At 63.4% G+C, this 14,061-nt stretch carries 13 protein-coding genes; 10 read left to right on the top strand and 3 right to left on the bottom strand.

Annotated features, from left to right (window positions below):
* Positions 1-13 precede the first annotated feature (13 nt).
* Entirely contained in the window at positions 14-2,074 is a 2,061-nt protein-coding gene (gene betT, locus MHM84_RS09185) for a choline BCCT transporter BetT (RefSeq protein ID WP_239265141.1), read from the bottom strand.
* 181 nt (positions 2,075-2,255) lie between these two features.
* On the opposite strand from betT, the gene MHM84_RS09180 reads away from it, so the two are divergent.
* From MHM84_RS09180 to MHM84_RS09140, 9 genes are all read left to right on the top strand, one after another.
* Complete coding sequence (locus MHM84_RS09180; protein WP_239265139.1) at positions 2,256-2,930, top strand: hypothetical protein; 675 nt, start codon at positions 2,256-2,258, stop codon at positions 2,928-2,930.
* A gap of 94 nt (positions 2,931-3,024) precedes the next feature.
* Positions 3,025-3,171: a hypothetical protein gene (locus MHM84_RS09175; RefSeq protein WP_239265137.1), complete on the top strand. Its 147-nt coding sequence runs from the start codon at positions 3,025-3,027 to the stop codon at positions 3,169-3,171.
* Complete coding sequence (locus MHM84_RS09170; protein ID WP_239265135.1) at positions 3,171-3,908, top strand: metal ABC transporter ATP-binding protein; 738 nt, start codon at positions 3,171-3,173, stop codon at positions 3,906-3,908. The genes MHM84_RS09175 and MHM84_RS09170 overlap by 1 nt, the downstream gene beginning before the upstream one ends.
* A complete protein-coding gene (locus tag MHM84_RS09165; protein WP_239265133.1) occupies positions 3,896-4,786 on the top strand; it encodes a metal ABC transporter permease in 891 nt (296 codons plus the stop codon). The genes MHM84_RS09170 and MHM84_RS09165 overlap by 13 nt, the downstream gene beginning before the upstream one ends.
* A 30-nt stretch (positions 4,787-4,816) precedes the next feature.
* Positions 4,817-5,881 carry a zinc ABC transporter substrate-binding protein gene (locus MHM84_RS09160; RefSeq protein WP_239265131.1) on the top strand — a complete coding sequence of 355 codons (1,065 nt, stop codon included), beginning with the start codon at positions 4,817-4,819 and terminating at the stop codon, positions 5,879-5,881.
* Between the two features lie 183 nt (positions 5,882-6,064).
* Positions 6,065-7,741 carry a methyl-accepting chemotaxis protein gene (locus tag MHM84_RS09155; RefSeq protein ID WP_239265129.1) on the top strand — a complete coding sequence of 559 codons (1,677 nt, stop codon included), beginning with the start codon at positions 6,065-6,067 and terminating at the stop codon, positions 7,739-7,741.
* A 123-nt stretch (positions 7,742-7,864) separates the two neighbouring features.
* Positions 7,865-8,530 (top strand): ABC transporter ATP-binding protein, encoded by a 666-nt coding sequence (locus tag MHM84_RS09150; RefSeq protein ID WP_239265127.1) that lies wholly within the window; start codon positions 7,865-7,867, stop codon positions 8,528-8,530.
* A complete protein-coding gene (locus tag MHM84_RS09145; RefSeq protein ID WP_239265125.1) occupies positions 8,527-11,013 on the top strand; it encodes an ABC transporter permease in 2,487 nt (828 codons plus the stop codon). Before MHM84_RS09150 ends, MHM84_RS09145 begins: the two co-directional genes overlap by 4 nt.
* Positions 11,010-12,140 (top strand): lipocalin-like domain-containing protein, encoded by a 1,131-nt coding sequence (locus MHM84_RS09140; protein ID WP_239265122.1) that lies wholly within the window; start codon positions 11,010-11,012, stop codon positions 12,138-12,140. The genes MHM84_RS09145 and MHM84_RS09140 overlap by 4 nt, the downstream gene beginning before the upstream one ends.
* A gap of 217 nt (positions 12,141-12,357) precedes the next feature.
* Here MHM84_RS09140 and MHM84_RS09135 read toward each other — a convergent pair whose 3' ends face one another.
* Positions 12,358-13,170 carry a Crp/Fnr family transcriptional regulator gene (locus MHM84_RS09135; protein WP_239265119.1) on the bottom strand — a complete coding sequence of 271 codons (813 nt, stop codon included), beginning with the start codon at positions 13,168-13,170 and terminating at the stop codon, positions 12,358-12,360.
* A complete protein-coding gene (locus MHM84_RS09130) occupies positions 13,170-13,352 on the bottom strand; it encodes a hypothetical protein (protein ID WP_239265116.1) in 183 nt (60 codons plus the stop codon). Before MHM84_RS09130 ends, MHM84_RS09135 begins: the two co-directional genes overlap by 1 nt.
* A 140-nt stretch (positions 13,353-13,492) precedes the next feature.
* On the opposite strand from MHM84_RS09130, the gene gloA reads away from it, so the two are divergent.
* A complete protein-coding gene (gene gloA / locus MHM84_RS09125) occupies positions 13,493-14,029 on the top strand; it encodes a lactoylglutathione lyase (protein ID WP_239265114.1) in 537 nt (178 codons plus the stop codon).
* Positions 14,030-14,061: the final 32 nt, after the last annotated feature.

Below are 14,061 nucleotides of genomic sequence, written 5' to 3'. Positions count from 1 at the left end.
CCAGTTACGACGCCTAGGCGGGGGGTTGCATGGAGCTATCGGGCATATTGACGTTGCCCGGCGACTCGCGGTTGAGGTGCAGGTAGTGCATGTGCCGCTCGTACTGGTCGAGAATGTCTTCGATCACCTGATCGCGGGTATAGCCCATCAGGTCGTAGCCTTGACTGCCCTCCATCAGGTACACCTCGATCCGGTAGTAACGACTCTTGGCATGCGGGGTGTGCATGGCAAAGCCGGGCGTGGTGAACCCTTGGCTCCAGACCTGATAGGTAAAGTTCTGCTCCTCGCCGAAGTTGACGTTGAGCGAGAGGTAGTCGTCGCCGTTTTGGGTGCCCTCATGGATCTCCACTTCGACGTTTTCCTCGCTCAGCGAATCCCGCACCGCTTCCATGGCCGGCTTGCAGACGTTATTCATGAAGCGCTGGGCCTCCTTGCGATCGGGAAAGCTCATCGCCCGCTTCAGACGCTGCTGCCAGCCCTGGGCGGCGCCGCGTCCACCGCCGGTGCGCCCGGATAGCTGTCCCGCCAGGCTCGCCTGCCGACTGTCTTCCTTGAAGGCCTCGGTCTTGAGCGCCTGGTACAGCCCGGCGATCATGAAGAACAGCACCACCGAGAATGGCAATCCGGTAATCACCACTGCGCTCTGCAAGGTGGTCAGCCCGCCGGCGATCAGCAACGACAGCGTCAGGATACCGATCACCCCCGACCACAGGATGCGCATCCAGATCGGGGCATCGTGATTGACGTCGGTGAGGATCGACGTGAAATTCGACAGCACCAGCGCCCCGGAGTCACCGGAAGTCACGAAGAACACGATGGCCAGGATGCTCACTGCAATGGTGGTGAAGATCGGCCAGGGATATTGTTCCAGAAACAGGTAGATGCCCGAGGGGGGATTGTCCATGACCTGCTGTCCGAACTCGGTAGCGCCATTCATGGCCATGTCGATGGCGCTGTTACCCAGCAGCGACATCCACAACATCATGAAGATGATGGGCAGCGTCAACGTGCCCAGCACGAAGGTACGGATGGTACGCCCACGCGAGATACGCGCCAGGAACAGCCCGACGAACGGCCCCCAGGCAATCCACCAGGCCCAGAAGAACAGCGTCCAGCCATTGAGCCAGGCGGTGGGCGGATCGAAGGCATAGGTGTTGAACGACAGGCTGATGAAGTCGGACAGGTAGTCGCCGATGTTCATGACCAGCGCGTTGAGCAGGAAGATGGTCTTGCCGGCGAACAGCACGAACAGCAGCAGCGCTACCGCCAGCAGGATATTGAATTCCGATAGCCGGCGAATGCCGCGCTCCACACCGGTCACTGCCGAGATCGTCGCGAACAGTACGATGCACAGCACCAGCACGGCCTGGGTCCAGACACTCTCGGGAATGCCGAACATGTAGTCGAGCCCGAAGTTGAGCTGGATGATGCCGATGCCCAAACTGGCGGCAATGCCGAATACCGTGCCCAGTACCGCGGCAGTATCGACGACGTGACCGATGGTGCCGTAGATGCGGTCGCCGAAGATCGGGTAGAGCGAGCTGCGGATGGTCAGTGGCAAATTGTGCCGGTAGCTGAAGAACGCCAGCGACATGCCTACCAGCGTGTAGATGCCCCAGCCCGATAGCCCCCAGTGCAGGAAGGTAATCTTCATGGCATGGCGCGCCGCGGCGATATCGTCCTCGGGCGCGTTGGGCGCATTGTAGAATTGGGTCAGCGGCTCGGCCAGGGCGAAGAAGATCACCCCGATGCCGATTCCCGCCGAGAACAGCATCGCCGACCATGAAAAGATGTTGAAATCCGGCCGGGAGTGTTCCGGGCCCAAGCGGATCTTGCCATAGCGCGACAGCGCCAGCCCGATCACGAAGACCAGATAGATCACCACGGTCAGAAAGTAATACCAGCCAAAGGTGTTGGCGATCCAGCCGAGGATGGCATTGATGATGTTGTTGGCCTGCTCGGTAGCGATCATGGTCCACAGCGAGAAGGCCACGATGCCGATCACCGAACTGTAGAAGACCACCGGATTCAGACGATCCCGCGCTAGCGACTCGCTATTGTCCTGGGAGCTCATGTGAATGTCCCTGATTGGTCAGTATGAGAGATGATTGAATGTCATGACACATTTTGCACTGTGCCTTATAGCGTAGAGCATGAGTGAGCGTTGACTCATGGCGACTTGGCAGGCTACCAGACGACGCGGAATCTTCTACACTTGCCTGCGATCCATTCGCTTGAATCCCCAGGAGTTGCCGATGCCCGCCTTGCGCCCTTTGCTGGTCGCTGTCTCCCTCACGCTGTTCGCTTCGGCCGCTCAGGGCCAGCCAAGGGCTACCCAGGCAGAGGAATGGCAGGCCTACAGCGAGGCTCTGAACCGCGGTGCGACCCAGGGCGAGATCTGGCGCTATGGTTGGAGTGGCGTCTATGCCGTCGGCCTGGGTATCAATATCCACGAGGCCAGTGAAGCGGAAGACAGCGACGATCGCTTCGACGCCCGGGTAGGCACGGTAAAGTCGGCGCTGGCGCTGGGCGGCACCTTGCTGGACGCCCAGCCGCACGTGTCGGCACGCTATGAACTGGCCGATCTTCGCGACGCCGGCGACCTGCGCGAAGCCCGGGAGCTCATGCAGCAAGTCGCCGCCGAAGAGCGTGAGCGTCGTGCCTGGCAAGCCAGGCTGGACTCACTGATCGTCAATACGCTGGGGGGATTGGCAATCGGCCTGGGTGATGACCGGCCAGGCGACGGTGCGCTCAACTTCGCCACCGGCATGCTCGTCAGTGAACTGCAGATTCGCACCCAGCCGACCCAGGCGGGAAGCGCATTGAACCGCTTCCAACCGGCACGCCTGTCGCTGGGCGATGTCAGCCTCGATTACCAGTATGCCTGGATCATGACCCCCAACCGGGTCGGCATCGATATCCATTACTGAGCGTTGCCAAAAAAGCCGGTGGCTTGCCTGACGCCCCCTAGGCGAGGCCATTTTGTTATGTTATAACCTCCGCCTCATTGTCGGAGTCCCATTCATGGCGCATCGTCACCATCACCGGCCCGATGGGCCCTGCCATTTCTCGTTGATGTCACTGTCGGCACGTCGCCGCTTGATGATCGCCGCGGCGCCGCTGGCCCTGCTGTGGCTGACGGTAGCCTGGGCCATGGGAGCGTGGGGCTGATGTCACGTCTGCGTCTCGATGACCTGTCCCTGGCCCAGGGCGCGCGCACGGTCCTCGAAGGGCTGTCGGGCAGTTTTCCCGATGGTGCGATCACTGCGCTGGTCGGCGCCAACGGCGCCGGCAAGAGCACGCTGATCCAAGGCATCATGGGCATTCTGCCGCCCCTGGCTGGGCGTATCGAGTGCGACGTGCCCAAGGAGCGTCGTGCCTGGCTGCCCCAGCAACTGGCTCTGGATCTGAGCTTCCCGATGAGCGTCGAGGAACTGGTGATGACCGGTAGCTGGCCGACCCGGGGCGCACTCAGGGGCTATCGCTCATCGCAGTATCGTCAGGCCCGCGCCGTGATGCAGCGCCTGGGAATCACTCACCTGTCGCACCGGCCGCTCGGCGAACTCTCCGGTGGCCAGCGCCAGCGCGCCCTGCTCGGCCGCACGCTGATGCAGGAAGCCGAGCTGCTGCTGCTCGATGAACCCTTCGCCAATGTCGACAGCGACACCGTCAACGTGCTTATCCAAGTGCTGCGCGACATGGCCGATCAGGGCTCGACCATTATCGTGGTACTTCACGACCTGGAGCATCTGTCGCGTCTGGCCGATTGCGTGCTGACGCTGACCGGCGGCCATGCCCAGTGGGCCACGCCCCACGAAGTGCTGGAACGCCATGGCGCCATGGACCTGACGAGCCAGGCCCCTTTCGCTCCCCTGAACCTTTCGGACTCCTCGTCATGCTCGACCTGATTACCCCTTTGGCCGACTACGGTTTCATGCGCCGGGCGCTGATCGCCGGGCTGGCCCTGTCGCTGGCTGCCCCACCGCTGGGTGTGTTCCTGATGCTGCGCGGCATGAGTCTGATCGGCGATGCCATGGCGCATGCCATCCTGCCCGGCGTGGCGCTGGGCTTTTTGATGGCGGGCTTTTCATTGCCGGCGATGAGCCTGGGCGGCATTCTCTCCGGACTGGTGGTCGCCGGCCTGGCCGGCGGGGTCTCGCAGATGACCGGTCATCGCGAGGACTCGGCGATGGCCAGCTTCTACCTGATCTCGCTGGCCGCCGGGGTCATGCTCGTCTCGTTGGGCGGCAGCAGCGTGGATCTGACTCACGTTCTGTTCGGCTCGATCCTCGCCGTGGACACCACAGCCCTGCTGCTGATCGCGGCGGTGAGCACCGCCACCGTGCTGCTGCTCGCCATCATGTTCCGTGCCCTGGTCATGGAGTGCCTCGATCCGCTGTTCCTGCGCGGGCAAGGCGTGCGCCCCGGCCTGATACAGGGTGTGTTCCTGGGCCTGGTGGTGATCAATCTGACCGCCGGTTTTCAGACCTTGGGCACGCTGATGGCCGTGGGCCTGATGATGCTACCCGCCACCGCCGCACGATTCTGGTCGAAGCGCCTGGAAGGCCTGATGGGCCTGGCCATCGTCATCGCCATGCTCGCCAGCACCGGCGGACTGTTGCTGTCCTATCATCTCGACCTGCCCTCCGGGCCAAGCATCATCCTGCTGGCCGGCATCGCCTACCTGCTGTCGGCACTGTTCGGCCGTTACAACAGCCTGCTCGTCCGCCTGCGCCGCCGGGCCGCCCCCCTGGACACGGTGCGCAACGGCACGTCATCGACATGACCCGTCACCCCTCACAGAAGGAAATGCCCCATGCGTAGATTGCTTGCCCTCGGTCTGCTTGCCGGCACCACCGGCCTTGCCCTGCCCGCCTGGGCAGACCCGCTGCGTGTCGTCACCAGCTTCAGCGTGCTCGCCGACATGGTCGAACAGGTCGGCGGCGAGCAGGTCGACGTTACGCCGTTGGTCGGACGCGACAGCGACACCCATGCTTTCACGCCCAGCCCCGGCGATGCACGTCGTATCGCCGAAGCCGATCTGGTGGTCTTCAACGGCCTTCAACTGGAAGGCTGGATGGAGCGGCTGATCGAGGCCAGTAGCTATCAGGGTCCCCTGGTCATTGCCAGCAAAGGAATCACCCCGCTGGAGGGCGAGGCGCATGACCACGCTCACGATGGCCATGACCATGAAAGCCACGCACATGAAGCGCACGACCACGCGGACCACGAACACGATGCGCACGACCATGCGGGCCACGATCATGACCATGATGCTCATGAGGCACATGACCATGCCGACCACGAGCGCGAATCGCAGGAGGGACACGAAGGCCACGATCATGGCGACACGGACCCACATGCCTGGCTGGACGTGGCGCGGGCCCAGCAGTACGTGACCAACATCCGCGATGGCTTGATCGAAGCCGATCCCGACCACGCCGAGACCTATCGTCAGAATGCCGCGGCCTATCACGACGAACTCAGCGCACTGGATGACGAGATACGTCGCCTGATGGCGGACATTCCTCCCGGCCATCGCCTGGTCGTCACCGGGCATGATGCGTTCAACTACTTTGCCAATGCCTACGACGTACGCTTTCTCTCTCCGGTGGGCCTGACCACGGCCAGCGAACCCTCCGCGGCGCTGATGGGCCGCCTGATCGACACGCTCGCGGCCAACCGGGTCAAGGCGCTGTTCCACGAGAACATCACCAACCCGGCGCTGATCGAGCAGCTCGCCGAAGAAGCCGGGCTGCCGATTGCCGGCACGCTCTATTCCGGCGCCCTGGCCGCCAATGGCGAAGCCAGCACCTATGCCGGCATGATGCGCCACAATGCCACGCTGATTCACGATGCGTTAGCCAAAAACGCCGAATGAGTAAGGTGTCGCTGCACGCGGCGTCGCGCTAAAGTCCCGATGCCTTTTGCCCGATAATAGGGTTAGCGAGACTGTCTCCAGCCATCCTCTGGTTCCTGTGGCCTGCCTCGCCACTCCCACCCTTCGGAAAAAGCCGCGCACCGCCCCAGTGGCGGTGCGCAGCGTCAGCGAGACCCTTTACCAATGTTATCCCTCAAGCAGAGCGTCAAGCGCCGAATCGCTATCAGTCTCGGCGCCTGCATCGTATTGCTGGTCGCCGTCGGCATTCTGGGGCTGTTCAGCGCCAGTTCCGCCAACCACGCCCTCAAACAGACTTACGACGAGAATCTCGTCACCCTGTCAGAACTCGGCAAGATACGTACCGCGCTGCTCAGCAACCGGGTCAAGATCACCGCCGAGCAACGCGACCGCGACCCGGCAGCGGCGGCAGTGACCAAAGGCGAAGTCGCCGAAAACGATGCTCTCGTTGACCAGGCCTGGGCCAACTACTATCCCGAGCGCGTGAGTACCGCCGCAGAAAAGGCAGCCGCAGAAAAGTTTCACGCCGACATGCTCACTCTGCGTAAGAGCATCGGAAAGCTCAACGATGCCATGATCGCCAATGATTACGAAAAGGCCCGCGAGATCGCGACAACTGCGCTACGCGCCGAGTACCCGCCCGTGCTCAACGGACTTTCTGCCATCATCGATCGCAATCTTGTCCAGGCCGAGCGCAATTATGCGGATTCCAACCAGCATTTCGCATGGCTTCGCAATCTGGTGATCGTCGTCATCCTCTTTGCCGTCGCCATGGCGTTGGGCCTGACCCTGTGGCTTACACGCGGCATCATGACACCGCTCGGCAAGGCGCGTGCCCTGGCCGAGTCGATGGCCGACGGCCGTCTCGACAACTCGATCGACATTACCTGCCGGGACGAATTCGGCGACATGCTGCAAGCGCTCAAGTCCATGGAAACCAAGTTTTCCAGCGTCGTGACCTCGGTGCGGCGTAACGCCGAGTCGGTGAACGTCGCCGCCGACGAGATTGCCCAGGGCAACGACGACCTCAATCGCCGCACCCAGGAGCAGGCTGCCAATCTGGAAGAGACCGCCGCCTCCATGGACCAGATCACTGCCACCGTGCGCCAGAACGCCGACAATGCCAGCCAGGCCGACCAACTGGTACGCGGCGTCAGCCAACAGGCCCAGAAGGGCGGCGAAGTCGTCCAGCAAGCGGTTGGCGCCATGGATGAAATCAGTCAGTCCAGCCGCAAGATCGCCAGTATCGTCGGCCTGATCGACGAGATCGCTTTCCAGACCAACCTGTTGGCGCTCAACGCCTCGGTCGAGGCAGCCCGTGCCGGTGAGCAGGGACGCGGCTTCGCCGTGGTGGCCAATGAAGTACGCAACCTGGCCGGGCGCAGCGCCAATGCCGCCAAGGAGATCAAGGCTCTGGTCGGTGAGAGCGTGTCGCGAGTCGAGGCCGGCTCCTCCCTGGTCGACCAGGCCGGGCAAACGCTATCCGAGATCGTCGCCAGCATCCGCCAGGTCACTAGTCTGGTTGCCGAGATTGCCGTGGCTAGCCGCGAACAGGCGCAAGGCATCGATCAGGTCAACACGGCCGTCACACAGATGGATGCGGTGACTCAGCAGAACGCCAGTCTGGTCGACGAATCGAGCGCCGCCAGCCGCTCGCTGCAGGAACAGGCCAGCGCACTGCTGCAAGAAGTGTCCTTCTTTAGAGGCACGGGCGATGTTTCTGCCCCCCGCCTCGCGCCCGCCTCCCGCCAGTCGGCCACCCCCCGCCAGGCGTCTTCCCGCGGCAGCCAGCGCAACGCACTAGCCACGCGTTCGTCCCAGGACGACTGGACCGACTTCTAGGCTATTCCGGCCTGATGCGTCAGGACCGCCCGGTCGGGCGGTCCTCGCAGCTCCGCGACACTCGGCCGCCGGCACGTTATCCCTGCTACCATGCGCAGGATACGCTCGCGTTCAGGCCGTCTTATGCTGCAATTGACCAACCTTACCAAGACTTACCCCACCCCGCAGGGACCGTTACATGTCCTGGACGGTGTCGATCTTCGTTTGGCTGCTGGCGAAAGCCTGGCACTGATGGGCGAGTCGGGCAGCGGCAAGTCCACCCTGCTGCATCTGGCTGCCGGGCTGGATACGCCGGATCGTGGCGACGTGGTTTTCGAGGGACAATCGGTTTCCGCGCTTAGCGAACCGCGCCGCGCCGCATTACGGCGCCAACGCCTGGGTCTGGTATTCCAGCAGTTCCACCTGGTTCCCAGCCTGTCGGTGGCCGACAACCTGACCCTGCAGGCCCGCCTGGCCGGCCGCGCGGATACGCGTTGGACACAGCATCTGCTGGCCCGGCTGGGCCTGGCCGGCCTCAATGACCGCTATCCCGAGCAATTGTCCGGGGGTCAGCAGCAGCGCCTGGCGATCGGCCGCGCCCTGGCCGCCAAGCCGCGCCTGTTGCTCGCCGACGAGCCTACTGGCAACCTCGACGAGGCCGCCGCCGACCAGGTCCTCGAGCTGCTGCGCGAATTGATCGAGGAGAGTGGCTGCGCCCTGTTGATGGTCACCCATAGTGCGCGTGTCGCCGCCCCGCTCGATCGCTGTGTGCATCTGCAACGCGGACGCCTGGCCGAGGCCGGCCCATGACGACCAACGCAACGCATGCCGGACTGCTTCATACCACCTGGGGCACGCTGTCCAGCCACTACCGACGCCATCCCGGCCAGCTCGCCATGCTGCTGCTCGGGCTGTGGGTCGCCAGTGCGTTGTGGAGTGGGGTTCAGGCGATCAACGCCTCGGCCCGCGACAGCTATGCGCGCGCCGAGTCGCTGTTCAGCGCCCAGCTCGACAGTGTCGTGCGCCGCGACAACCAGCCGCTGTCTCTCGATGCCTACCTGACACTGCGCCGTGCCGGTATGCCAGTGTCGCCGCTGGTCGAGGGAGAGATGACCATCGACGACGGAACGCACCTGCGCGTGATCGGCATCGACCCGCTGACCCTGCCCGGCGAGTCGAGCCTGGCCCGCCAGCAGAGCGACGCCGCGGCGCTGCGCGACTGGATACTGCCGCCGCATCGGGCCCGCATCGCCCCGGAGCAGGTCGAGGCTGCCCGAGACGATTCGCGCTTGCCCCCGCTGGAAACCGATCCCAGCCTGCCGCCGGGTACGCTCATCACCGACATCGGCGTCGCACAGCAACTGCTGGGCGTGGACACGCTGAGCCGGCTGGTCGTCGCGCCCGGACAGTCCCTGGACCTGCCACCGTCCTTGGTACGCCAGTCCGCCGCAGCGTTGGCGTCGCCCGGGCAGCTCACCGACAGTTTTCATCTCAACCTGACCGCCATGGGCTTGCTGGCGCTGATCGTGGGGTTGTTCATCGTGCATGCCGCCCTCGGCCTGGCGCTGGAGCAGCGCCTGGGCATGCTGCGCACGCTACGCGCCCTGGGCGTGCCGGGCCGCACGCTGGTCATTGCGCTGGCCCTGGAACTGCTGGCAATCGGCCTGCTCGGCGCCGTGCTGGGTATCGTCAGCGGTGTCGGACTGGCACGCTTGTTACTGCCCGACGTGGCCGCCAGCCTGGATGCCCTCTACGATACCGATGTGGCCAGCCACTTGGCATTGCCCTGGTATTACTGGCTGGGCGGTCTGGCGGTGACCCTCGGCGGGCTGTTTTCGGCCGGCCTCGGCATGTTGTGGCGAGCCGCTCGTCTCGACATCCTCGCCCTCGGCAAGGCCCAGGCCTGGCGGGCCCGACTGCATCGCCAACTGCGACTGCAGGCCCTGGCCGGTGCCGTCCTGCTGGCAGTGGCCGCATGGCTCGGCTGGCGCCTGGGTAACCGACCCAACCCGCAGGAACTGGCACTGGGCTTCGCCATGGTCGCCGCACTGCTGCTGGGTGCATCGCTGTGGCTGCCGCCGCTGCTGGCCGGTGGGCTGGGCCAGCTTTCTCGGCAGTTGCGCTCACGCCCGCGTCTGCAGTGGGCCCTGGCGGACTTGCAATTGCAGCTCCCTCGCCTGCAGTTGCCAATGATGGCGCTGTTACTGGCGCTTTCCGCCAATCTCGGGGTGGGCAGCATGGTCGGCGGGTTTCGCCTGACCTTCCTCGACTGGCTCGATCAGCGTCTACTGGCGGATATGTACGTGCGCCCGACCGAGGCGCAACACGCCGATGTCATTGCCTGGCTGGAAAACCGCGACGAGGTTCGGGTAATACTCGAAGCGCGCCATGCCGAGGCGCCCCGACTCGATGCCGAGGGACAGGCCACCGGGCAGCCGCTGGCGCTGTTCGGTATCACGCCGGCCGCGGTGATGCAGCGCAACTGGCCACTGCTGGAGACCGCCACGGGCCGCATGGCGGCATGGCAGGCGCTGAGTGCAGGCAATGGCATCTTCATCAATGAGCAGCTCGCCCACCGAGACGGCCTGGCGCCCGGCGACACGCTATACTTGCGTGGCCCGCAGGGCCCCGTGACGCTAGCCATCGTTGCGGTCTATCCCGACTATGGCAACCCAAGTGGCGAGGCCGTACTGTCTGCCTCGTACTTGGCCGAGCGGTTCACGGCGTCCCCTGGCTCGCTGGGAGTCGTGCTACGACCGGATGCGACACGTGACGTTGCAGACCTGCAAGCGGCACTGGGCGAACGTTTCGGTCTGAGCGGCGATGCCGCCGTCGACCAACGCGCCGTGAAACGTACCGCCACCGAGGTTTTCGAGCGCACCTTCGCCATTACCCAGGCACTCAATGTCCTGACCCTGGCCGTGGCCGGCCTGGCCCTGCTGACCACCCTGCTGGCCCAGGCCGGGGCACGGCGCGCTCAACTGGCGCCGCTGTGGGCTCTGGGCGTCTCGCGCCAGCAGCTGATCGGGCTGCAGTTCGGCCAGCTGGTTTCCGCCGCGACGGGCACCGCCCTGCTGGCCATTCCGCTGGGTCTGGGTCTGGCCTGGGCATTGGTGGCAGTCATCAACGTCGCCGCTTTTGGCTGGCGGCTGCCGTTGCATATCTTCCCGGACCAGATCGCCATGACGCTCTTGCTGGCCATGCTCGTTGCCGCCCTGGCCGCGCTGCTCCCCACCTGGCGGCTGTGGCGCGTGCCGCCACGCCAGCTGCTACAGGAGTTTTCCGCTGCATGAAACGCTCGACCCTGCTGTTGCTGTTGGCATCGGTGATCATCGCCGGCCTGGGCAAGGCGTTCTGGCCAACGGCTCCATCGACACACGCCGGCTATGCCGGCCTCGGCGAGCAGGCGAGTGGCTTCGCCCAGGCCGGCCCAGGCCACACGCTGGCCTTTCCCGAGGATCACGGCCCGCATCCCGACTATCGCATTGAGTGGTGGTACCTGACCGCCAACCTGGAGAGTGCCGACGGTCGTCCGTTCGGTGTGCAGTGGACGTTGTTTCGTCAGGCATTGGCGCCCGAGACCGGCGATAATCATGCAACCGGCGACGCCCCCTGGCAGGATCGACAGCTATGGATGGCCCACGCCGCCGTTTCGACGCCAGAGGGCCACCGCTTCGCCGAGAAGTTCGCACGTGGCATGGCCCTGCCTGCCGGCCAAGGGCAGGCTGGCGTGACGGCAGCGCCGTTTTCCGCCTGGATCGATGACTGGTCGCTGACTGCCGAATCGGTCGGCTCGGGGTTCGATCGATTGGCGGTACGCGCCGAGGCCGACGACTTTGCCTATCGTCTTGCGCTGATTGCGCAAGGCCCCTTGGTCCGCCATGGCGAGGGCGGCTTCAGCCAGAAGTCTGCCGATGGCCAGGGCTCGATGTACTACAGCCAGCCATTCTACCGGGTCGAAGGCACGCTACGTCTCGATGGCGAGCCAATCGCCGTGACCGGCCGGGCGTGGCTGGACCGGGAATGGAGCAGCCAATTGCTGGGTGCGACTCAGCGCGGCTGGGACTGGTTCTCGCTGCATCTCGCCGGCGGCGCCAAGCTGATGGCCTTCCGTCTTCGCGGCGGCGGCGAAGGCGACGAAGGAGCCTATCTCTCGGGAAGCTGGATCACGCCCCAGGGCGAGGTGACGGCTCTGGACGAAGAATCACTACGACTGACACCAGTCGAAACGCGCGACGTGGCCGGCCGGGAACTGCCTACGACGTGGCGAGTCGAGGTGCCTGCCCGCGGCCTCGCTGTCACTGTAAGCGCGATTCATGCCGATCAATGGATGGGCACATCGTTTCCCTACTGGGAGGGCATGGTCACGGTGCAAGGCAGCCATACAGGCGAGGGCTACCTGGAAATGACCGGTTACTGATCCACATAAGCAAAGAATTCCGACAAAGTTAAACCAGGTTAATTTAATTGCCCTGCAGGACTGAGACCATGTGCGCCATCGGGCAGGGAGAGGCTCGAACAGGGAAGACCGAGCACAGGGAAGGCTCACGTACCAAGGAAGCACAGGCAGGATGCCTGTGATGACGCAAGGAAAGCAGCGCTAGACCGCCCGGCCTTTTGGCCGGGCTTTTTATTGCTTATTGCCTCAAGGCTTCTTCGGTGAGGTGCATATAGCCCGAATCGAAGTCGCCGAACGCCTTCAACGCTTCCCAGTCATGGATGGTTAGTTGTTTATTGTCGTAGGTGATTAGCCCGTCGCCACGCAGCTTCTGCATCACGCGGTTGGTATGTACCACGGTAATGCCCATGGCATCGGCCAGGTCCTGCTGGGTAAGGGGAAAGTCGATGCAACTGCCCCGAGCCAGACCGGCAGCCCGATGACGCAGTTGCATTTCGCAGAGCAGGTGCGCCAGGCGCTTGTCGGCAGGTCGACCAGTATTGTTGACGAACCACTCGCGTTGCACGGACTCATCGACCAGCGATGCCCAGAACAGGGCATAGGCCAGCGTAATATTGTTTTCGAAAATATAATTGACCGTCTCGCGGGGAATCAGCGCGAATGTAGCCTTTGTCAGCGTGCTGACGGAATGATCCATATGATCGAGCAGGGCGATGTGCACGTCGCAGACGTCACCGGGAATTAGATAACCCAGGATGGCGCGACGTCCATCCGATAGATACTTGTAGCGACAGGCCCAACCGTCGACGACCACATGCACATAGTCAGGACGTTCATTCTCGCAAATGACGTCCTGCCCTCTATCCACGACGCCTGTACGCAGTACCGAGTCCTTGAGTCGCTGCTTGTCCTCTTCTTTCAGCTCGATGAAATTACCCAGCCGATAAAGCAGCGGATCCAGAGCATGGGTGTGTTGTGGCTCCTGGGAAGAACGCCCCGCCCCCGCCCCGGGCGACATCGGCTTGTCCCGCTTATCAACGCGACGCGTCATCAATAAATACCCTCGACTCCCGATAGTGGCTCGGTGTGACTGAATGCATCGGTCAAGGCGTTCGCCCCACGCTGGGACGCGCCAAGTTTTACATAAGTCTGGCGGTCGCAGGCTTTTCTGTCGATATCGATCTGCGGTTGGGTCGGACGATGTCGTCGACTGACGGTCGATTTGCGCTTCACGGTGCCTCATTGGCGTGCGAACTCCCTAACCGTCTAACACTAGCCAAGAGCGTGGATCGCGCCAAGCCAGCCGGACAGGATGAGATGTTGCCCCAGGGTGCGCTAAGCTTTCGCCATCATCAGCAAACGAAGAGGCGGTCATGACCCTATTCACCGAAAAACACCCTAGCGTTGAGGCCCACGTTCCTCAGGAAACGTCCGGGTTCACGCTCAATCACACCATGCTGCGTATCAAGGATCCGCAACGCTCACTGGCGTTCTATAGTCATGTGTTCGGAATGCGCCTGCTGCGTAAGCTGGATTTTCCCGAGATGCAGTTCACGCTCTACTTTCTGGCCCGCCTCGAGGAAGAGGACCAAGTGCCCGAGGATCCCGGCGAGCGCACCATGTGGACCTTCAATCAGCGCAGCGTGCTCGAGTTGACCCATAACTGGGGCAGCGAGGACAAGGCCGACTTCGCTTATCACGACGGCAATGCCGAGCCACAGGGCTTCGGGCATATCTGTTTCACGGTGCCCGATCTGACCACGGCGGTACACTGGCTGGACCGCAACGAGGTGGAATTCGTCAAGCGCCCCGATCAGGGCAAGATGAAGAACGTCGCCTTCATCAAGGACCCCGACGGCTATTGGATCGAGATCGTCGAACCGGCACTGATGACCCAGGCAGGTCGCTAGACAATCTGTACCTATAGACGCCCAAGCATGGC

Origin of the sequence: Halomonas sp. McH1-25 (genome assembly GCF_022348165.1) — a bacterium.
GTDB lineage: Bacteria > Pseudomonadota > Gammaproteobacteria > Pseudomonadales > Halomonadaceae > Modicisalibacter.
This window is presented reverse-complemented; position numbering and strand designations above follow the sequence as displayed.

Bases quoted from the DNA above. Each gene is read 5' to 3' on its own strand.
- MHM84_RS09165 (WP_239265133.1), top strand. From the start codon at position 3,896: ATGCTCGACCTGATTACCCCTTTGGCCGACTACGGTTTCATGCGCCGG.
- MHM84_RS09150 (WP_239265127.1), top strand. From the start codon at position 7,865: ATGCTGCAATTGACCAACCTTACCAAGACTTACCCCACCCCGCAGGGA.
- MHM84_RS09155 (WP_239265129.1), top strand. From the start codon at position 6,065: ATGTTATCCCTCAAGCAGAGCGTCAAGCGCCGAATCGCTATCAGTCTC.
- gloA (WP_239265114.1), top strand. From the start codon at position 13,493: ATGACCCTATTCACCGAAAAACACCCTAGCGTTGAGGCCCACGTTCCT.
- MHM84_RS09170 (WP_239265135.1), top strand. From the start codon at position 3,171: ATGTCACGTCTGCGTCTCGATGACCTGTCCCTGGCCCAGGGCGCGCGC.
- MHM84_RS09140 (WP_239265122.1), top strand. From the start codon at position 11,010: ATGAAACGCTCGACCCTGCTGTTGCTGTTGGCATCGGTGATCATCGCC.
- MHM84_RS09180 (WP_239265139.1), top strand. From the start codon at position 2,256: ATGCCCGCCTTGCGCCCTTTGCTGGTCGCTGTCTCCCTCACGCTGTTC.
- MHM84_RS09175 (WP_239265137.1), top strand. From the start codon at position 3,025: ATGGCGCATCGTCACCATCACCGGCCCGATGGGCCCTGCCATTTCTCG.
- betT (WP_239265141.1), bottom strand. From the start codon at position 2,074: ATGAGCTCCCAGGACAATAGCGAGTCGCTAGCGCGGGATCGTCTGAAT.
- MHM84_RS09160 (WP_239265131.1), top strand. From the start codon at position 4,817: ATGCGTAGATTGCTTGCCCTCGGTCTGCTTGCCGGCACCACCGGCCTT.
- MHM84_RS09135 (WP_239265119.1), bottom strand. From the start codon at position 13,170: ATGACGCGTCGCGTTGATAAGCGGGACAAGCCGATGTCGCCCGGGGCG.
- MHM84_RS09145 (WP_239265125.1), top strand. From the start codon at position 8,527: ATGACGACCAACGCAACGCATGCCGGACTGCTTCATACCACCTGGGGC.